Source organism: Ruegeria sp. AB8 (genome assembly GCF_056542605.1).
Genome location: NZ_JBQGAB010000018.1, coordinates 73,275 through 93,080, shown reverse-complemented (window position 1 = coordinate 93,080; position 19,806 = coordinate 73,275). Strand labels below are relative to the sequence as shown.

The 19,806-nt window shown below is 58.9% G+C and carries 16 protein-coding genes; 6 read left to right on the top strand and 10 right to left on the bottom strand.

What is annotated here, in order from left to right:
- Nucleotides 1-196 precede the first annotated feature (196 nt).
- Together gyrB and ACR0CG_RS18115 are read right to left on the bottom strand one after the other, a co-directional pair.
- Nucleotides 197-2,614, bottom strand: a complete 2,418-nt coding sequence (gyrB, locus tag ACR0CG_RS18120) for a DNA topoisomerase (ATP-hydrolyzing) subunit B (protein ID WP_480526637.1) — start codon at nt 2,612-2,614, stop codon at nt 197-199.
- A 102-nt stretch (nt 2,615-2,716) separates the two neighbouring features.
- Nucleotides 2,717-3,289 (bottom strand): TetR/AcrR family transcriptional regulator, encoded by a 573-nt coding sequence (locus tag ACR0CG_RS18115; RefSeq protein WP_480526636.1) that lies wholly within the window; start codon nt 3,287-3,289, stop codon nt 2,717-2,719.
- 100 nt (nt 3,290-3,389) lie between these two features.
- Here ACR0CG_RS18115 and ACR0CG_RS18110 point away from each other — a divergent pair, with 100 nt between their 5' ends.
- Nucleotides 3,390-3,956 carry a carboxymuconolactone decarboxylase family protein gene (locus ACR0CG_RS18110; protein ID WP_480526634.1) on the top strand — a complete coding sequence of 189 codons (567 nt, stop codon included), beginning with the start codon at nt 3,390-3,392 and terminating at the stop codon, nt 3,954-3,956.
- Here the strand turns inward: ACR0CG_RS18110 and recF are convergent.
- The 6 genes from recF to mutM form a co-directional block, all read right to left on the bottom strand.
- On the bottom strand, nt 3,953-5,050 hold the full coding sequence (gene recF / locus ACR0CG_RS18105) for a DNA replication/repair protein RecF (protein WP_480526632.1): 1,098 nt from the start codon (nt 5,048-5,050) through the stop codon (nt 3,953-3,955). The genes ACR0CG_RS18110 and recF overlap by 4 nt on opposite strands.
- 59 nt (nt 5,051-5,109) lie before the next feature.
- On the bottom strand, nt 5,110-6,231 hold the full coding sequence (gene dnaN, locus ACR0CG_RS18100) for a DNA polymerase III subunit beta (protein ID WP_170615475.1): 1,122 nt from the start codon (nt 6,229-6,231) through the stop codon (nt 5,110-5,112).
- A 226-nt stretch (nt 6,232-6,457) separates the two neighbouring features.
- The gene (dnaA, locus tag ACR0CG_RS18095; RefSeq protein ID WP_480526630.1) at nt 6,458-7,849 is read right to left on the bottom strand and encodes a chromosomal replication initiator protein DnaA; all 1,392 of its coding nucleotides are present in this window, start codon (nt 7,847-7,849) and stop codon (nt 6,458-6,460) included.
- A gap of 558 nt (nt 7,850-8,407) precedes the next feature.
- A complete protein-coding gene (gene rpsT / locus ACR0CG_RS18090) occupies nt 8,408-8,671 on the bottom strand; it encodes a 30S ribosomal protein S20 (RefSeq protein ID WP_170575014.1) in 264 nt (87 codons plus the stop codon).
- Between the two features lie 230 nt (nt 8,672-8,901).
- Nucleotides 8,902-9,678: an enoyl-CoA hydratase gene (locus tag ACR0CG_RS18085; protein WP_170681949.1), complete on the bottom strand. Its 777-nt coding sequence runs from the start codon at nt 9,676-9,678 to the stop codon at nt 8,902-8,904.
- Nucleotides 9,679-9,744: 66 nt separating this feature from the next.
- A complete protein-coding gene (gene mutM, locus ACR0CG_RS18080) occupies nt 9,745-10,596 on the bottom strand; it encodes a bifunctional DNA-formamidopyrimidine glycosylase/DNA-(apurinic or apyrimidinic site) lyase (RefSeq protein WP_170805855.1) in 852 nt (283 codons plus the stop codon).
- A gap of 86 nt (nt 10,597-10,682) precedes the next feature.
- On the opposite strand from mutM, the gene ubiE reads away from it, so the two are divergent.
- The gene (ubiE, locus tag ACR0CG_RS18075) at nt 10,683-11,435 is read left to right on the top strand and encodes a bifunctional demethylmenaquinone methyltransferase/2-methoxy-6-polyprenyl-1,4-benzoquinol methylase UbiE (protein WP_480526628.1); all 753 of its coding nucleotides are present in this window, start codon (nt 10,683-10,685) and stop codon (nt 11,433-11,435) included.
- 3 nt (nt 11,436-11,438) lie between these two features.
- A complete protein-coding gene (gene ubiB / locus ACR0CG_RS18070) occupies nt 11,439-12,968 on the top strand; it encodes a 2-polyprenylphenol 6-hydroxylase (RefSeq protein ID WP_480526626.1) in 1,530 nt (509 codons plus the stop codon).
- Nucleotides 12,969-13,064: 96 nt separating this feature from the next.
- Here the strand turns inward: ubiB and ACR0CG_RS18065 are convergent, their stop codons facing one another.
- Nucleotides 13,065-14,240 (bottom strand): acetyl-CoA C-acyltransferase family protein, encoded by a 1,176-nt coding sequence (locus ACR0CG_RS18065; protein WP_480526625.1) that lies wholly within the window; start codon nt 14,238-14,240, stop codon nt 13,065-13,067.
- A gap of 117 nt (nt 14,241-14,357) precedes the next feature.
- Here ACR0CG_RS18065 and ACR0CG_RS18060 point away from each other — a divergent pair, with 117 nt between their 5' ends.
- The 3 genes from ACR0CG_RS18060 to tdh all read left to right on the top strand — a co-directional run bounded on the left by ACR0CG_RS18060 (nt 14,358) and on the right by tdh (nt 17,259).
- Nucleotides 14,358-14,921, top strand: coding sequence for a helix-turn-helix domain-containing protein (locus ACR0CG_RS18060; protein WP_480526623.1), 564 nt, complete (start codon nt 14,358-14,360; stop codon nt 14,919-14,921).
- Between the two features lie 110 nt (nt 14,922-15,031).
- Nucleotides 15,032-16,216: a glycine C-acetyltransferase gene (locus tag ACR0CG_RS18055; RefSeq protein ID WP_321250517.1), complete on the top strand. Its 1,185-nt coding sequence runs from the start codon at nt 15,032-15,034 to the stop codon at nt 16,214-16,216.
- Between the two features lie 14 nt (nt 16,217-16,230).
- Nucleotides 16,231-17,259, top strand: coding sequence for an L-threonine 3-dehydrogenase (gene tdh, locus ACR0CG_RS18050; protein ID WP_480526656.1), 1,029 nt, complete (start codon nt 16,231-16,233; stop codon nt 17,257-17,259).
- Nucleotides 17,260-17,323: 64 nt separating this feature from the next.
- Here the strand turns inward: tdh and infB are convergent, their stop codons facing one another.
- Entirely contained in the window at nt 17,324-19,798 is a 2,475-nt protein-coding gene (gene infB / locus ACR0CG_RS18045; RefSeq protein ID WP_480526622.1) for a translation initiation factor IF-2, read from the bottom strand.
- Nucleotides 19,799-19,806 lie beyond the last annotated feature (8 nt).

Genomic DNA, 19,806 nt, shown 5'->3' with positions numbered 1-19,806 from the left:
TGGGCACAAGGAGAACCTGATCTGGTATCGCGATCAGGTGTTCAATCCTTGAGCAACTGAAACCTATCCCTCGACACCCGCATAAGGCGATTTATTTGCTCTCCTCTGCACTATTATCGTGAAACAGTGCAAACTTATGGGCAAATCGTGCAAACTTATGGGGTGCGTGAAGGTTTGTGCGCGTCCCTACACATGACTAGAAATCCAAGTTTTCAACACTCAGCGCGTTTTTCTGGATGAACTCCCGCCGCGGTTCGACCACGTCGCCCATCAGTTTGGTAAACAGATCATCCGCCTCGACCATATCATCCACCCGCACCTGCAACAGTGTGCGTGCGTCGGGGTCCAGCGTTGTTTCCCAAAGCTGGTCGGGGTTCATTTCACCCAAACCTTTGTACCGTTGCAGCGACAGGCCCTTTTCGCCTTCTTCCAGAATTGCGCGCAGCAGGTCCAGTGGACCGTGAATCGATTGCATACGGTCCCGGCGGATCAGGGTCGCGGGGGTGTTGTAAACCTCTTGCAGGCTTTGTGTGAAGCTGCCTGTTTTGCGCGCCTCGCCCGAACGCAGCATGGGGCCATCCAGCGTGCGCACTTCTTCGACACCGCGCAGTATGCGGGCCAGCCGAATGCCGTGGTCCTGCGTGATCCGGCCCTGCCACCCTCGTTCATATTCAAGCGCGATCAGGTCCAGACGGGCGGCGACCTTGTCGGCCACGCCTTGCAGGTCGGCATCAACCGCGCCCGGCACAAAGGCCCCGGCAACGGCAGCTTGTTCCAGTATATGGCGCGGGTAGTGGGTCGGAAACGCATCCAGCACACGTTTCAACTGCCGTGCTTCATCGACCACCCGGGTCAGATCCTGGCCTACGATCTCTTCGCCCGAGCCCAGTTTCAGAACCGCACCTTCGACGCCCTGGTTGATCAGATAGTCATCCAGTGCCGCCTGATCCTTCAGGTAAACTTCTGATTTACCACGCGAAACCTTGTATAGCGGCGGCTGCGCGATATAGAGATACCCGCCCTCGATCAGCTCCGGCATCTGCCGATAGAAGAAGGTCAGCAGCAGGGTTCGGATATGCGCGCCGTCCACGTCGGCATCGGTCATGATGACGATCTTGTGGTAGCGCAGCTTTTCGATATTGAACTCATCGCGGCCAATACCAGTGCCCAGCGCCATGACGAGGTTGCCGATTTCCTGAGAAGACAGCATCCGGTCGAACCGGGCACGCTCGACGTTCAGGATCTTCCCGCGCAAGGGCAGAACGGCCTGCGTCAGACGATCCCGGCCCGTCTGAGCAGAACCGCCAGCCGAGTCCCCCTCGACGAGGAAGACTTCGGTCTTGGACGGATCTTTCTCGGAGCAATCCTTTAGCTTGCCCGCCAGATAGTTCACGTCCATCGCCGTTTTGCGACGGGTCAGTTCGCGGGCCTTGCGAGCGGCCTCGCGCGCCAGAGCAGCCTCGATGATTTTGCCTACGATGGTCTTGGCCTCGTTCGGGTTTTCTTCGAACCATTCGGCCAGCTTTTCGTTCATCAGACTTTCGACCGCCGGGCGCACTTCAGACGACACCAGTTTGTCCTTGGTCTGGGACGAGAACTTCGGATCGGGGACTTTCACCGACAACACACAGGTCAGGCCTTCGCGCGCGTCGTCGCCGGTAAAGCTGACCTTTTCCTTCTTGGCGATCCCGCTGGACTGCGCGTAGTTGTTGATCGTCCGGGTTAGCGCGCCCCGGAATCCGGCCACATGTGTCCCGCCATCGCGCTGCGGGATGTTGTTGGTGAAGGGCAGAACCGTCTCGTGGTAGCTGTCATTCCACCACATGGCAATTTCGACACCGATATCATCGCGCTCGCCCTTGATATAGATCGGCTCGGGCATCGCAGCAGTTTTCGAACGGTCCAGGTATTTGACGAATTCTTTTACGCCGCCCTCATAGAACAGTTCGGTCTCAAGCCGCTCCGCCGGACGTTCGTCGATCAGGATGATCCGCACGCCCGAGTTCAGGAAGGCCAGTTCGCGCAGGCGCTTTTCCAGCGTCTCGAAGGAATACTCCAGGTTCGAAAACGTATTGGTCGAAGCCAGGAACCGCACCTCTGTCCCGGTGCGGCCACCACACTCGGCCACGACTTTCAGATGCTCTGCTGTCTCGCCCCCTTCAAACCGGGCAATATGTTCGTTTCCGTTGCGCCAGACCCGCAGTTCCAGCCAGTCGGACAACGCGTTTACCACCGATACGCCCACGCCGTGCAGACCACCCGACACCTTGTACGAGTTGCTGTCGAACTTACCGCCCGCGTGCAACTGGGTCATGATGACTTCGGCGGCAGACACGCCTTCTTCGGGGTGGATATCGACCGGAATCCCACGCCCGTTATCGCTGACCGAAACGCTGGAATCGGCGTGAATTTTTACGGTCACATGATCGGCATGACCGGCCAGAGCTTCGTCAATTCCATTATCGACAACTTCGTACACCATGTGGTGCAGACCCGAGCCATCATCGGTGTCACCGATATACATGCCGGGGCGCTTGCGGACGGCTTCTAAGCCTTTGAGAACCTTGATAGAATCCGCGCCGTATTCTTGTGGTGCCTGTGCGTCTTCGGACATGCCGTTAGTACCTATATTATTTTGGTAACTTATACGTTTTCTGGTGGGGAATGTCACGCGATCCCCCCACATTTTGTGGCGGAACTTGGTTTTTTCAGCAGATCAAAGCCGGTCGATATCCGCCGCGATATCCGCCGCGATTTCCAGGGCATTCACATCACTGCGCTCGGCCGACAAACGCAGCCCCAACAGGTCGGATTGATACCGCGCCGCAAGACGGCCCGGATCACGATCCGCGCCGATTTCTCCGGCCTCCTGCGCGCGGCGAAACAGCGTTGCAAAACACACTTTCATATCCGCCATATGACGGCTCGCCTTTTCGGCCAGTTCGTGATCCTTCGACTGCAACTCGGCGTAGGTTTTGGCCAACATGCAGGCCCTTGCAGGCATCTGGGCAGAATCGATCACGATCCGTGGCTGCGCCTTTAATGCTTCAAGCGGCCCTAATTCCTCGGCCAGCGCCATAAGGCGTGCCACACCATCCTGCGCGTACCGTTCAAGCGTCAGCGCATAAAGCGCATCCTTGGACCCAAATGCCGCATAAAAACTGCCCGGCTTGAGGCCAAGTTCGCGTTCCAGATCCTTCAGCGACGTCCCGGCCCAGCCCTGACGCCAAAAAATATCCCTGGCCTTCGCGATCAGAGCGTCTCGGTCATATGCGGGTTTGCGGGGCATTTGCTTCACCAATTCTTGAACGTTCGCTCAAATATATACTTGAGTGATCACTCAAGAAAGACTATTTCGGACTCAGTCGCCAGAAGACAGGAGTTCCGACATGGCCAACTTCCCCTCCCACGACCTCGAATCCGCACCAGAAGGATCCAAACCGCTTCTCGAGAAATCCCAGGCCGCGTTTGGCCGCTTGCCCGGCCTGCACAAGGTGATGGCTGAAAGCCCCCAGCATCTGGAAGGTTATCAGGTCCTGCACGGCCTGTTCATGCAGACCGATTTCGACAATGACGAGAAAACCGTCGTCTGGCAGACCATCAATGTTGAAAATGAGTGCCACTACTGTGTGCCCGCTCATACCGGCATCGCGAAGATGATGAAGGTTTCGGATGAGATCACCGAAGCGCTTCGCAACGAAACCCCGCTGCCCAATGCCAAACTCGAAGCACTGCGCACCTTTACCCTGCAAATGATGCAAACCCGCGGCAACGTCGCCGAGGCGCAATTGCAAACCTTCTTTGATTCGGGCTACTCACACCGTGCTGTTCTAGACGTGGTACTGGGTCTGGCTCAGAAGACCATGTCGAACTACGTCAATCACATGGCTAAAACACCTGTGGATGAAGTCATGCGCGGCTTCCTTTGGGAACGCAAGGTCAGCGAACCCGCCTAAGGCGTCACGACCGAGCCTTCGTCGCCTTCCGTGACAACCAGCGTCTGGGCCCTCTCACCCAATTCCGCAAACAACTCAGGCCCGGTGCCCGTCATCCAGGCCTGAGCACCAAGTGCGCAGATCTCATCATAAAGCGCGGCCCGTCGGTCGGCATCCAGATGGGCGGCAACTTCATCCAGCAACACGATCGGCGGCGCACCCACCATCCCGGCCAACGCCCGCGCGTTGGACAGGATCAGCGAAACCAAAAGCGCCTTCTGCTCGCCGGTTGAACAATCCCTGGCAGGCACGCCCTTGGCCGCATACGCCCCATACAGATCCGACCGATGCGGCCCAACCAAAGTCCGCCCCGCCGCCAAATCGCGAAAGCGGCTTTCATTCAATGCGTAACGCAAGTCTTCCGCCGTCCCGGGCATCGTCCCTTCGGTCTGCACCAGCTCCAGTTCAGCAGACGGAAATGCCGTTTCTGCCTGATCCTGCGCTGCCCGCAGATGGTCCAGCGCCGATAACCGGGCCACATTTATCCGGTGCCCCATCTCCGCCATCTGACCTTCCACGGCGGCATACCAATGGGCATCCCTCGCCTGCTCCTTCAGCAAGCGATTCCGTTCCCGCATGGATTTTTCGTAGATCAACGATGCCTCGGCATGGCTTGGGTCGAAACTCAGCGCGATCCGGTCCAAGAACCGGCGCCGCCCTTCGGCGCCCTCGATCCACAACCGATCCATCGACGGAATCAGCCAGACCACCCGCGCCAGCTTGCCCAGATCGATCTGACTGGCGGCCTTGTCGTCAATCCGAACCTGCCGCGCCGCACCACCTTCCGACCAGGTCTCAATCTCGTATCGCTGTCCCTGCGCCTGCAACAGCCCGGACAGCTTCCAGCCCAGCGCCTCGGGTCGCCGCGTCATCTCTGCCGCGCTCGCCCGTCGCATTCCACGACCCGGCGAAAACAGTGAAACCGCTTCTAGGATATTGGTCTTGCCGGCCCCGTTCGGTCCATGGATCGCCACGGGCCGCCCATCCAAAGACAAACGCGCCAGTTTGTGGGACCGGAAATGCGAGACCGTAAGTTCGGTCAGGGCCAAAGCCATGACCCCTCCCTTCATCTTTTCAAAAATACTCCCGCCGGAGGCATCGCGCGCCAGCGCGATCAGACACGCATCGGCATGACAACGTAAACCGCGCTCTGGTCATTGCCTTCACGCATCAGCGTCGGGTCTCCAGCCGAATTGAACATGAACACCGCATTCTCGCGATCCACTTGGCTAGCGATCTCCAGCAGGTACTTCGCGTTGAACCCGATCTCCAGCCGCTCGTCGCCATAGGCTACGGCCAGTTCTTCCTCGGCCGCACCGCTATCCGGCGCGTTCACCGACAGGACCAGCTTGTCCGCATCCAGCTGCAGCTTTACCGCCCGCGACCGCTCTGATGAAACGGTTGCAACACGGTCCACGGCCTGCGCGAATTCGGCAGCGTCGACTTCCAACTTGCGAGTGTTCCCCTGCGGAATGACACGGGTGTAGTCGGGGAAAGTGCCATCGATCACTTTTGAGGTCAGCGTGATATCCGGCGTCGCGAACCGCACCTTGGTTTCACTGACCGAGACAGCGATATCCATCTCGTCATCGTCCAGCAGCTTGCGCAATTCGCCCACGGTCTTGCGCGGCACGATGACGCCCGGCATACCCGCCGCCCCATCCGGCAGGTCGGCGTCAATGCGCGCCAGCCTGTGTCCATCGGTGGCCACGCAGCGCAGAACCTTGCCGCCCTCGGACCCATCCGCCACATGCATGTAAACACCGTTCAGGTAGTACCGGGTTTCTTCAGTCGAAATGGCGAATTTGGACTTGTCGAACAACCGGCGCAGCAATGCTGCGGAAGCTGTGAAATTCGACTGGTACTCCGAAGAAGCCATCACCGGAAAATCTTCTTTCGGCAATGTCGCCAGCGAGAAGTTGGATCTCCCGGCCTCAACCGTCAGGCGACCCGCAGCACTGTCAGCCGTCAACGTGACCAGCGCGCCGTCGGGCAACTTGCGCACGATCTCGTGCAGGGTCGTTGCCGCCACCGTGGTCGCCCCGGCTTTTTCAACCTGCGCAGGGGCCTTGTCCACCACTTCGATATCCAGATCGGTGGCGCGGAACTGCACCTGGTTGCCTTCAGCCTCGATCAGCACATTGGCCAGAATCGGAATTGTGTTGCGGCGTTCCACAACGGATTGGGCCTGCGAAACGGCCTTGAGAAGGGTGCCGCGTTCGATGCTGATCTTCATACCCTCAATTCCTCTGACTTCTGTGCCGACATGGGCGGGACTGGCACGTTAGCGGTTCCACCCTGAGGCACAAGGATTTTTTATGGTTTTCTGGGTCGGATTGCCCAACACGTCAAGGGCCGCGTGGTTTCCAAAGCACAGTTCCAGGCCAGGCGTGGACAATAGCGCACATGATTACGCCCCGGACCTGGTGAACCGGGGCGTTGATGAAGGGCTTGGGTTGCAATCAGGCTTCCAGAGACCGCCGCAGCATTTCAACGTCTTCCGCGATCTGACCGTCGGTCAGCTTCAACTCTTCGATCCGCTTGACGCCATGCATGACCGTGGTGTGGTCACGCCCGCCAAAGCGGCGGCCGATCTCGGGCAACGAGCGGCTGGTCAGCTGCTTGCACAGATACATCGCAACCTGACGCGGACGCGCGTATGAACGCAGGCGTTTCGGACCGATGATGTCGGACAAGCGAATGTTGTAGTAGTCCGATACTTTCCTCTGAATCTCTTCAACGGTGATCTTACGCTCGGACGCGCGCAGGACGTCGGCCAGACAATCCTGAGTCAGTTCCATATCGATCTCACGCCCCACCAGCGAGGCAAACGCAAAGAGACGTGTCAAAGCCCCTTCAAGCACGCGTACATTGGTTGAGATGCGGTGTGCGAGGAATTCCAGAACACCGTCCGCGATGGTCAGATCCGGATATGTGCTGCTATACTGCTGTACCTTGTTCTGCAGGATACCAAGGCGCAATTCGTAGTCGGTGGGGTGCAGGTCGACGACCAGGCCGCATTGCAGACGCGACTTCACACGGTCCTCCAGATCCTTGATTTCGCCCGGGGCGCGATCGGCCGAGATGATAATCTGCTTATTCTGATCCACCAAGGCGTTGAAAGTGTGAAAGAACTCTTCCTGAGTTGAATCCTTGCCCGCGATGAACTGGACATCGTCGACCATGAGCACATCAACCGACCGGAAGAGATGTTTGAAATCCATCATCCGGCGCTCGCGCAGAGCCTGTACAAAGCGGTACATGAACTGTTCGGCCGACAGATAGAGCACATTCAACTCAGGGCGCTTGGTTTTTAGCTCCCAGGCGATGGCGTGCATCAGGTGTGTTTTACCCAGCCCGACGCCGCCGTAAAGGACCAGCGGATTGAAAGTAACCGGCCCGCCTTCTGCAACCCGGCGCGCCGCGGCATGGGCCAGTTCGTTGGGCTTGCCGACCACAAAGCTGTCAAACGTAAAGCGCGCATCCAACGGTGCCGCCTGCAGCGAATCCAGGGCACCATTGCCATCCTCCTGATAGGATGGATCGACCCTTTTGGGTTCCGCCATTTCCCGCGCTGCCGTAGCGGGTTCCACTGCCGGCCGCGCGGGCGAATTGGCCGCGACGCGAAAGGCCAGACGCTCCACCGGTTCACCGGAGGTGTTCAGTTCATAGAGAATGAGATCCGCAAAATTCTGACTCACGTAGTTGCCCATGAAATTCGTCGGCACCGAAAACACCGCTACACCGTCCTCCAACTCCTGAAATTCAAGAGGTTCGATCCAGGTGGTGTAGTTGTTCCGGCCAACAACCTTCAGCAACTTTTTACGCAGCAGTCCCCATTTCTCTTGTGTCATTCAGCGCCTCACGCATCCCATTCTTTATAGGCCTTCAGGCCTTTTTTTGAATTTGTCCGGATCACCCGGTCTTCTGGGCGTTCACTCACGCAAAAGGCACCCTTGCGCCGAACCAAATAGATCGGCGGTTAGATTTTCTTTTTCTGCGCATCGCTGATACTGCTACGCTCCAACAGCCGGAGCGCGCCCGAAAACCAGGTTACGCATCACCTTCCAATTTTAGACAGGACCGAGCACCTCGGTTTCCCGAGACCCGAAGCAGATCGCCAAACCGGCCAGACCGGTCGCCGACATTCGTCCATGGATCATCCTGATGCCCGTCAGTCCGATCGCCAGGACAGCCTGTCCCCCCAAGCGAGTGAATCGCTGAAACAGTGGTAACAAGACCGAACGGCCGGCGGCAATGAATCTCTGATATTGACTCAGGAATCCGGCAGAAAGAATCTCTCGGTTTTGTGAAGGCGCGATATATCGGCAACAGCAAAAAGGCGCCGCACATTGCGACGCCTTCTGAAATGGATCAGCCTTGTTTACCTGACGCTAGGTCAGGCACCGGCGTCAGCCCAGTGCTTTTACGCGCGACGACAGGCGCGACATTTTGCGGGCAGCAGTGTTCTTGTGGAAGACACCTTTGGTGACACCGCGCATCAGTTCGGGCTGGGCTGCGCGCAGGGCTGCGGTTGCCGCGTCCTTGTCGCCGGATGCGATTGCTTCTTCAACTTTGCGCAGATAGGTGCGGATGCGCGAACGGCGTGCTTTGTTTACAGCGAAACGCTTTTCGTTCTGACGTGCGCGTTTCTTTGCCTGAGGCGAGTTAGCCATGTGTTTCTGACCTTTGTTCGGTACGGTTATCTAGGGTTGCGCGCCACGGAAACATCCGCACCGGATCAGAAATCACGAGTGTGAGTCGGGCCGAGCGGGCCGCACGCGCATGTATAGCGGCGCTTACTATCCAAGTTGGCGAGGTTTGCCAAGCCGATTCTTTGATGCGCAAGGCAGGTATGAAAAAGGCGGGCAATGGCCCGCCTGTTCCGATCTGGTCAGGGCACCGCTTACTTGTCGCGGAACTGCGCCGCGCGTTTTTCCAGAAACGCGGCCATGCCCTCTTTTTGGTCTTCTGTCGCAAACATCGAGTGGAACACGCGCCGTTCAAACAGCATTCCCTCGCTCAGTGGCAACTCATAGCTGCGGTTCACGGCCTCTTTTGCCGCCATCGCCGTCAGTTGCGATTTCTCCGCGATCTTCTGCGCGGCCCCTATTGCCTCTTCGATCAGCTTTTTTGCCGGAACAACGCGGCTGACCAGCCCCGAACGCTCGGCCTCCTCCGCATCCATAAAGCGCCCGGTCAGGTTCATGTCCATCGATTTTGACTTGCCGACAAATCGGGTCAGGCGTTGCGTGCCACCGATGCCGGCAATGACACCCAAATTGATCTCTGGCTGGCCGAACTTGGCAGTATCAGCGGCGATGATGAAATCGCACAGCATCGCCAGTTCACAGCCGCCACCCAACGCATATCCTGCCACCGCAGCAATGATCGGTTTACGAATAGCCGAGACGCGATCATTCGCTTCGCCAAACAGGTTTTGACTGTAGACATCGACAAAGCTCATCTCGGACATCTCTTTGATATCCGCGCCCGCGGCAAAGGCCTTTTCCGAGCCGGTGATGACGATGCAGCGCACCTTGTCGTTTTCATCTGCCTCTTCCAGCGCGGTGTACAGCTCACCCATCAACTGGGTGTTCAGCGCATTCATCGCGTCCGGTCTGTTGAGCTTGATAAGGGCAACGTGGTCTTCGATTTCGACGATGATCGTCTCAAAAGCCATGGGATGTAAGCTTCCGGTTGTTCCGTTCAAGTACGATTCCTTACCACGCGAAAAACTTGGATCAAGCTATCTTTGGCATTGCGCACAGTAGAAGGATGAGCGACCGGACTGGGTGATTCTCCTTATCACAGCGTCACAACCTTCGGTCCGGCAGGGCTCGCCCTCTCGGCCATAGACGTCAAAGCTGTGCTGAAAATATCCAAGTTCTCCATCAGCTTGGCGGAAATCCCGCAGCGACGATCCACCCGCCTCAATCGCCTCCTGCAGCACCTGCCGAATAACAGGAACCAGCGCCGCGACTCGCGCCGCAGAAATTTGCCCGGCCCTGCGACGTGGCGACACCCCGGTGCGATAAAGCGCCTCGCACACGTAAATATTGCCGAGCCCGGCAACGATTCCCTGATCCAGCAATGCGGATTTGACCGGCGTGTTCTTTCCGCGAAACGCATCGACCAGGTGTTGCTCGTGAAAATCATTGCCCAAGGGTTCCGGCCCCAGAACCGACAGAAGTTTGTGTTCCTCGGCCGTGGCCGTCGGCAGCAGATCCATTGCCCCGAACCGGCGCGGGTCGTTGAAGGTCACCCGCGCGCCATTGACCATGTGAAACACGACGTGATCGTGTTTTGCCGGCATCGGATGCTCGTGCACGAACTGCCCAAGCGGATCGCCCGAGACGGTCATCCGCCCGGACATGCCCAGATGGATCAAAAGCGTCTCGCCGCTGCCAAGATCGGCCAGAATGTATTTGGACCGCCGCCGCAGCCTGTCAACCCGCTGGCCCGTCAGTCGCTCGGCCATGCGTTCCGGAAACGGCCAGCGCAGATCCGGTCGGTTCACGTCCGCCTTTTCGATCACCACCCCCTCCATTGCAGGGGTCAGGCCGCGTCTTACTGTCTCGACCTCGGGCAATTCCGGCATTACACGGCTCCTAATCCAAAGGGCCGCATTGTGCCCCGGTTCCAGAGCCCTATAACAGAGGCGAAATTCGACAAACGGCAAGGCAAATGTCCGACAACAGCGACAAGACCACACATTTCGGGTTCGAAACCGTGCGCGAGGCTGAAAAAGCCGGGCGCGTACAGGGCGTGTTCAACTCGGTCGCCTCGAAATACGACGTGATGAACGACGTCATGTCGATGGGCATCCACCGTGTCTGGAAAGACGCGATGATGGACTGGCTGGCTCCGCGCCCTGGTCAGCGGCTGCTGGATGTGGCGGGTGGCACGGGCGATATTTCTTTCCGCTTCCTTAAACGCGCGGGCCACGGCCACGCCACCGTTCTGGATCTGACCGAACCGATGCTGATCGAAGGCCGCCAGCGCGCCGAAGCCGACCAGATGTCGGACAGCCTCAACTGGGTAGTCGGTGATGCCATGGCACTGCCTTTCGAGGACAACACGTTTGACGTCTACACCATCTCGTTCGGGATCCGGAACGTCACCCGCCCGCAAGAGGCGTTGAACGAAGCGTTCCGTGTTCTCAAACCCGGTGGCCGCCTGATGGTGCTGGAATTCAGCCAGTTGCCCAATGACGGGTTGCAAAAGCTCTATGACCTCTACAGCTTCAACGTCATCCCGCGCATGGGGAAACTGATCGCCAATGACTACGACAGCTATCAGTACCTGGTCGAATCGATCCGCAAATTCCCGGATCAGGAAACCTTTTTGAACATGGTCCGCGCAGCGGGATTCGAGAATGCCAAATACCGCAACCTGAGCATGGGCATCGCGGTGCTGCATTCCGGATGGAAGATCTGACCTATGCGCGGCCCTCATAATATCATCCGCCTGATCCGCACAGGCGCCACCTTAGAGCGCACGGGTGCCATGAATGTCGTGCTGGATGCGTTTGAAGCCCCGCGTGCCGTGCGCATCCTGGCGCATACGTTGGGCAAACCCTTCCAATGGCTGGGTTACAAAGGCGATTCCAAGATGCCGCCGGCGACGCGTGCCCTGACCGCGCTGGGTCCGGCCTACATAAAGTTTGGCCAGGTGCTGTCGACCCGACCGGATGTTGTAGGCAACGAACTGGCAAGCCAGCTGCGTGTGTTACAGGACAAACTCCCCCCTTTTTCCCGCTCAGCAGCAATGGCCGAAGTGGAAAAGGAACTGGGGCAACCGGTGGCCGAAATCTTCAGTGAATTCAGCGATCCGATTGCCGCCGCTTCGATCGCACAGGTTCACAAGGCCAAACTGACCAGCACGGGCGAAGACGTCGCCGTCAAGGTCCTTCGCCCCGGCATCGAACGCGCCTTCAAAAAGGATGTCGACGCTTTCTATTTTGCCGCCCGCATTGTTGATCTCTTTGCCCCCGGCGCGCGCCGATTGCGCCCGATGGAGGTCATCGAGCATTTCGACGGGATCGTACGCGGCGAACTTGACCTGCGTCTGGAAAGCGCGGCTGCTTCGGAATACGCTGCCAACACAAAGGATGATGCGGGCTTTTGGCTGCCGCCCGTGGTTTGGTCGTTGTCCGCACGCCGGGTGATGACGCTCAGCTGGGCAGATGGAATCCCGCTTGGCGACAACGAGGCTCTGGATGCCGCGGATCATAACCGCAACGATCTGGCCCAGCGGGTCTTGCGCCTGTTTTTGCTGCATGCCCTGCGCGACGGCTACTTTCATGCCGACATGCATCAGGGAAACCTGAAAGTCGCGGCAAACGGCGACATCATTGCCTACGACTATGGCATCATGGGCCATATCGACGAATACACCCGCCGGGTCTATGCCGAGATCCTGTTCGGCTTCATCCGTCGCGACTACAAGCGCGTGGCCGAAGTGCATTTCGAGGCGGGCTATGTCCCCGCCAATCAGGACGTTGACGAGTTCGCCCGGGCCCTGCGCGCGGTCGGAGAGCCGATCTTCGGTATGGACGCTACCCATATCTCCATGGGGCGTTTGCTGAGCTACCTGTTCGAAGTAACCGAACGGTTCGGGATGGAAACCCGGACGGAACTGATCCTGCTGCAACGCACCATGGTTGTGGTCGAAGGCGTCGCGCGGTCACTGGACCCCCACATGAACATCTGGGAGGTCGCGCGTCCCGTGGTTGAAGATTACATCAAACAGTCAATCGGCCCGCGCGCCGTAATGCGGGACTTCGGCAAGACAGCAATGGTTCTGGCCCGGTTTGGCCCACGCCTGCCTGGATTGGTTGAAAACGCGCTGATTGCGCAGACCCAACAGGAAGAAACCAAAGGCAACAAAGTCGTGGCGTCACTTCTGACCGCCGCAATCGGCGCAGCTTTCGGTGCGGCGGCGGTGCTTTTGATTACAGTATTGGGTTAACTCCGGCCCGCCTGCTTCATCTGGCCAAAAATATCCTCGGGGGGAATCGCGCCATGGCGCGATGGGGGGCAGACAGCCCCCCTGCCCGATCTCAGATCAAAGGCGCTCGATTGCTATGGCAATCCCCTGACCGCCCCCAATGCACATGGTGATCAGACCTTTGGAACCACCGGTGCGCTCCAACTCGTAGAGGGCCTTCAAAGTGATGATCGCACCGGTCGCGCCCACCGGGTGGCCCAGAGCGATCGCACCACCGTTGGGGTTAACCTTCGATGCGTCCAGCCCAAGCTCCTGATTGACAGCCAAAGCCTGCGCAGCGAACGCCTCATTGCTTTCAATGACATCAAACTCTTCGGTGGACAGCCCGGTCTTCTTTAGCAGATTCTGAACCGCCGGAACCGGTCCGATCCCCATCACTTCGGGCCGAACCCCGGCATGGGCATATCCCAAAACGCGCGCCCTGGGCTTCAATCCGGCTTTCTCGGCGGCATCTGCCGTCGCCAGAACCATAGCCGCTGCCCCGTCATTGATACCCGAGGCATTTCCGGCAGTAACACGACCGTCTTTCTTGAACACCGGTCGCAAACCTGACAGCGCCTCAAGCGAGGTTGCTTTCGGGTGCTCATCGACCTTGAAATCGACCATGTCGCGCTTAACCTTGACCTGCACTGGCGCGATCTGGCTTTCGAAATAACCCGCCTCGATCGCTTCCGCCGCGCGGGTCTGGCTGGTCATTGCAAAAGCGTCCATCTGCTCACGGCTGATCTGGTGCTCGTCCGCGACGTTCTCGGCGGTGATACCCATATGCCCGGTTCCGAACGGGCAGTTCAGTGCCCCCAGCATCATGTCCAGCGAGGTGACATCACCCATCTTTGCGCCCCACCGCGCCTGCGGAATGATATAGGGGCTGCGCGACATGCTTTCGGCGCCGCCTGCAACGGCGAATTCCGCATCGCCCAACGTCAGCGACTGCACCGCCGACACGATCGCCTGCGCGCCAGACCCGCACAACCGGTTCACGTTCATTGCGGGGGTGCCATTTGGAATTCCTGCCTGCATCGCAGCAACCCGTGACAGATACATGTCACGCGGCTCGGTGTTGATCACATGACCGAACACCACATGCCCGATTTGCGCGCCTTCGACACCGGACCGCTCCAGCGCCGCCTCGGTCGCAACAGTCGCCAGATCAATCGGCGCGGTCGAGGCCAGAGCCCCGCCAAAGGTGCCAATCGCGGTGCGGGCACCATCGAGAATTACGATGTCGGTCATGGATCACTCCTCCTGAATTTGACCGCAGTATGCACACGCAGAATGATGATGTCGCGCAAGACGTCCCGTCACGGACGGAATTGACAATGCTCCGCTCAGCGCGCATGAAATTCCGTCATGACGGAAAACACAGACGATATCCTGACACGCCTCCCCGCCCGCCTGAAAGAGGCACGCAGGGCCAAGGGCCTGTCCCTCGAAGCGGTCGCCAACTTAAGCGGCGTCTCCCGGTCCATGGTCAGCCAGATCGAACGGGGCGAAAGCAGCCCGACCATCTCGACACTGTGGAACCTGACCCGCGCCCTGCAGGTGGATTTTGCGGGCCTTCTGGAAGACTCCAAAGCCAAGAATCAAATCGAGGTGCTCAAGAAAACCGAAGTGCCAAGTATCGATAACATGGGCGAGCGATGCCGGATTCACATCCTGTCGCCGCCGGAAGAGGCCGGTGGGCACGAAGTTTACGATATTCAGTTCGAAGACGGCGGTGCGTTGAACAGCCAGCCCCATAAGCGGGGCGCACGGGAACAGTTAACCGTTTTGGAGGGCGCCGTCCGTGTCATTTCGGGGAACGCCGTTTCGGACCTGAAGCAAGGCGATACCGCCCGGTATGCAGCGGATATTGCGCATTCCATTTCCGCCGATGGCCCGGCACGGGTTTTCCTGATCGTAAAAAACGCCTGACATCAGCAAATTTCCGCCTTCACGGAAATTTTTCCTTCATACTGTAATTCCCCTATTTGGGAATATTGTCCGCTATGTTAGAAACGCGACTCAGATGAACGGAGGTCGCCATGGCAGATGCATTCCTGTCCCACATCACGGACACCCTTGCGCAGATCGAAGCAGAAGGCCTGTACAAACGCGAACGAATGATCACCTCGCCCCAGGGCGGTGAGATTACGGTGGGCGACAGGCAGGTTATTAACCTGTGTGCTAACAATTACCTGGGTCTGGCCGATCACCCCGCTCTGATCGAGGCTGCCACGAACGCAATGGGACCCAAAGGGTTCGGCATGGCTTCGGTGCGATTCATCTGTGGAACGCAGGATATTCACCGGGAACTGGAACAGGCGTTGGCGAAGTTCCTGAACAAAGACGATTCCATCCTGTTTGCAGCCTGTTTCGACGCCAATGGCGGACTGTTCGAACCTTTGTTGGGCCCGGAAGACGCCATTATCTCGGACAGTCTGAACCACGCGTCGATCATTGACGGCGTGCGGCTGTGCAAGGCGAAGCGCTATCGCTACATGAACAATGATATGAACGACCTTGAAGCCTGGCTGAAACAGGCGCGCGAGGACGGGGCGCGGCATGTCATGATCGCCACTGATGGCGTATTTTCCATGGATGGATATCTGGCCAACCTGCCAAAAATTCGCGAACTGGCGGACAAGTACGATGCCATCGTCATGGTAGATGACTGCCACGCCACCGGCTTTATGGGGCCAAACGGTGCCGGAACACCGGATCACTTCGGTGTCGACGTAGACATTCTGACGGGAACTCTGGGCAAGGCACTTGGGGGGGCAATCGGCGGCTATATCGCCGGGCCGCAGCCAGTGATTGACCTGCTGCGGCAGCGGGCGCGGCCCTATCTGTTCTCAAACTCGCTGCCGCCTTCCATCGTCGCCGCAGGGCTTGAAGCCATCCGTCTGGTCGAACAGGGCGACATGCTGCGCGCTCAGCTATTCGGCAATGCGAAATACTGGCGCGCGGGTCTGGAAAAACTGGGATTTGACCTGCTTCCCGGCGAGCACCCGATCATCCCCGTGATGCTGGGTGAAGCGCAGTTGGCGCAGGACATGGCCGCACGTCTGTTTGACGAAGGCGTCTATGTTTCGGGCTTCTTCTTTCCTGTCGTGCCACGCGGAAAGGCGCGGATCAGAACCCAGATGAATGCAGCCTTGACAAGGGACGAACTGGACAGCGCACTGGCGGCCTTCGGTAAGGTCGGCAAGGAGCTGGGAGTGATCTGATGCGACCCAACACAATGAAAGCGCTCGAGAAGTCCAGGCCCGAGGAAGGGCTTTGGATGGTGCGGTCTCCGGTGCCGGAAATCGGCCCCGATGAGGTGCTGATCAGGATCAACAAGACCGGTATCTGCGGCACCGATATTCATATCTGGAACTGGGATGAATGGGCCGCGCATACTGTTCCGGTGCCGATGATCACCGGTCACGAATTTGCCGGAGAGATTGTTGAGATCGGACGCAACGTGACGGGTCTTGAGATTGGCCAGCGCTGCTCGGGGGAAGGGCATCTGATCGGAACCGACAGCCGCCAGAGCCGCGCAGGCAAGTTTCACCTCGACCCCGGCACGCGCGGCATCGGGGTAAACGAACAGGGGGCGTTTGCCCAATACCTGAAACTGCCCGCCTTTAACGTTGTGCCCTTGCCGGACGACGTCCCGGATGAAATCGGAGCGATCCTTGATCCGCTCGGCAATGCGGTGCACACGGCGCTCAGCTTTGATTTGCTGGGAGAGGACGTTCTGATTACCGGAGCGGGTCCCATTGGCATCATGGCTGCCGCGGTCGCCCGTCATGCCGGGGCACGGCATGTGGTGATCACCGATATCAACCCGGATCGTTTGAAGCTTGCCGAACATGTCGTACCCACGGTTCGCGCCGTCGATGTCAGTCACGAAGACCTGAAAGACGTTATCGCTGCGCTTGGAATGCAACAGGGGTTCGATGTGGGCCTGGAAATGTCAGGCTCACAAGCCGCGCTGGATCAGATGGTCGAAGCGCTGGTGATGGGTGGCAAGATTGCCCTTCTGGGTATCCCGCCCGGCAAATCCCCGGTCGACTGGTCGCGCATCGTGTTCAAGGCGATCACCATCAAAGGCGTCTATGGCCGCGAGATGTTCGAGACTTGGTACAAGATGATAGCCATGCTTCAGAACGGCCTGGATGTCAGCCGGGTCATCACTCATCGGTTCAGCGTCGACGATTTCACCAAAGGGTTTGAGGCCATGAAATCCGGTCAATCCGGCAAAGTGGTGCTGGACTGGACCTGAAATGACAAAACGAAAACAGCGGCCCGAATGAGCCGCTGTTTTTCTTTGTCTGATTGTGTCTGGATCAGTCCAGCGTGCGGGTAACTTCTTCGCGTTCAAAGATTTCGATGACGTCGCCCTGGCGGATGTCATCGTAGTTCTCGAATGCCATACCACATTCCTGACCCGACTGGACTTCGGCCACTTCGTCCTTGAAGCGCTTCAGCGTCTTCAGCGTGCCTTCGTGGATCACCACGTTGTCGCGCAGCAGGCGGACGCCTGCGGAACGACGGGCAACACCTTCGGTGACCAGACAGCCAGCAACCTTGCCAACACCGGTGACCTTGAAGACTTCGCGGATTTCGGCGTAACCGATGAACTTCTCGCGAATTTCGGCGCTCAGCAGACCCGATGCGGCCGCTTTCACGTCATCAACGAGGTCATAGATCACCGAATAATAGCGGATCTCAACACCCTTCTGGTTCGCCGTATTCCGGGCTGACGCATTGGCACGAACGTTGAACCCAAAGACCGGCGCGCCGGAGGCTTCAGCCAGGCCGACATCCGTCTCGGTGATCGCACCAACGCCCGAGTGCAGTACACGCACGCGCACTTCGTCGTTTCCGATCTTCTCCATCGCCTGAACGATGGCTTCGGCAGAACCCTGCACGTCGGCTTTGACGAGGATCGGCAACTCGGCCACGTTCTCGTCTTCCTTGGCCTTCTGCATCAGTTGCTCAAGGGTGGTCGCGGCACCGGCGGCGGCGCGTTTGTCCTTGGCGGCTTGTTCGCGGTAGGCTGCGATCTCACGGGCCTGAGCTTCTGTCTCGGTCACGTTCAGAACGTCACCGGCCTCGGGCGTACCATTTAGGCCCAGAACCTCGACCGGAACCGAGGGGCCAGCTTCCTTGACGCGTTCGCCCTTGTCGTTGATCAGCGCACGGACCTTACCGTACTGTTCACCCACAACGAAGATATCGCCCTGACGCAGCGTGCCGTTCTGAACCAGAACAGTGGCCACAGGACCACGGCCCACATCCAGCTGCGCCTCGATTACGGCGCCCTGGGCAGCGCGGTCGGGGTTGGCTTTCAGTTCCAGAATCTCGGCTTGCAGCGCGATGGCTTCCAGCAGTTCGTCCAGACCCTGACCGGTGATGGCCGACACTTCGACGTCCTGAACTTCACCCGACATCTTCTCGACGATCACTTCGTGTTGCAGCAGGTCGGTGCGGACCTTGTCCGGGTTCGCGTCCGGTTTGTCGATCTTGTTGATCGCCACGATCATCGGCACTTCGGCCGCCTTGGCGTGGTTGATCGCCTCGATCGTCTGCGGCATCACCGCGTCATCGGCCGCAACCACCAGAACCACGATATCCGTGACCTGGGCACCGCGCGAGCGCATCGAGGTAAAAGCCGCGTGGCCCGGAGTATCCAGGAAGGTCAGCGTCGTGCCACCATCGGTTTCTACCTGATAGGCACCGATATGCTGGGTGATGCCACCCGCTTCGCCTGCGACGACCCGCGCATCGCGGATCGCGTCCAGCAGCGAGGTCTTACCGTGGTCAACGTGACCCATGATCGTAATGACCGGCGGACGCGGTTGCAGATCTTTTTTGCTGTCTTCGACCTCTTTGATGACGTCCTCGACATCCGAATCGGAAACACGGGTGACCTTGTGGCCGAACTCTTCGATGATCAGCTCGGCTGTATCGGCGTCGATGGTCTGGTTCTGCGTCACCATCATGCCCATCTGCATCAGTGATTTGACCACATCGGCCACACGCTCGGCCATACGGTTCGCCAGTTCCGAAACCATGATCGCTTCGGGCAACTGTACGTCGCGGATCACCTTTTCGCGCTCGACCGGGCCGCCCATGGCTTTCTGACGCGCACGCTCCTGCTTGCGCTTCATCGACGCCATCGAGCGCTGACGGTTACCTTCGCCACCGGTGGCCTGACCCAGTGTCAGCTTGCCGGACCTGCGGTTGTCGTCACGCCCTTTGCCGCGACCGCGTTGTTCGCGTTCGCGATCCTGCTTGCGCGGAGTCGCCGCTGGAGCAGGCTTGCTGGCCGGGGTGCGGGCCGCCTTGGGTTCCTCGGGGGCCGGGGCAGCAGCAGCGCGTTTGGCGGCTTCTTCCGCCTCTTTGCGCTTGCGCTCTTCGTCTTCTGCCTTCTGGCGCGCACGTTCTTCGGCCTCACGCTGTTCGCGTTCCTTGGCCTCTTGCTCGGCACGGCGGCGGGCGCGTTCTTCTTCACGCGCCTTTTCTTCCGCCTCGCGGGCAGCAGCCTCGTCGGCCTCCCGCGCCTTGGCGGCCTGCAATGCCTTCATGCGGCGCGCCATTTCGGCATCCGAGATGCCCGCCGGACGACGTGAAGGATCACCCGACGGCGCAGCGCCGCCACCTGGCTTGCTGGCACCCGGCTTGGGGACCACCACGCGCTTGCGTTTGGTTTCCACCACGACATTCTTGGTGCGTCCGTGGCTGAAACTCTGTTTCACATTTCCGGGGCGTGCCCCGCCACGAAGACCCAATGTCTTTTTGCCGTCACTATCGCTCATAAAGCTTC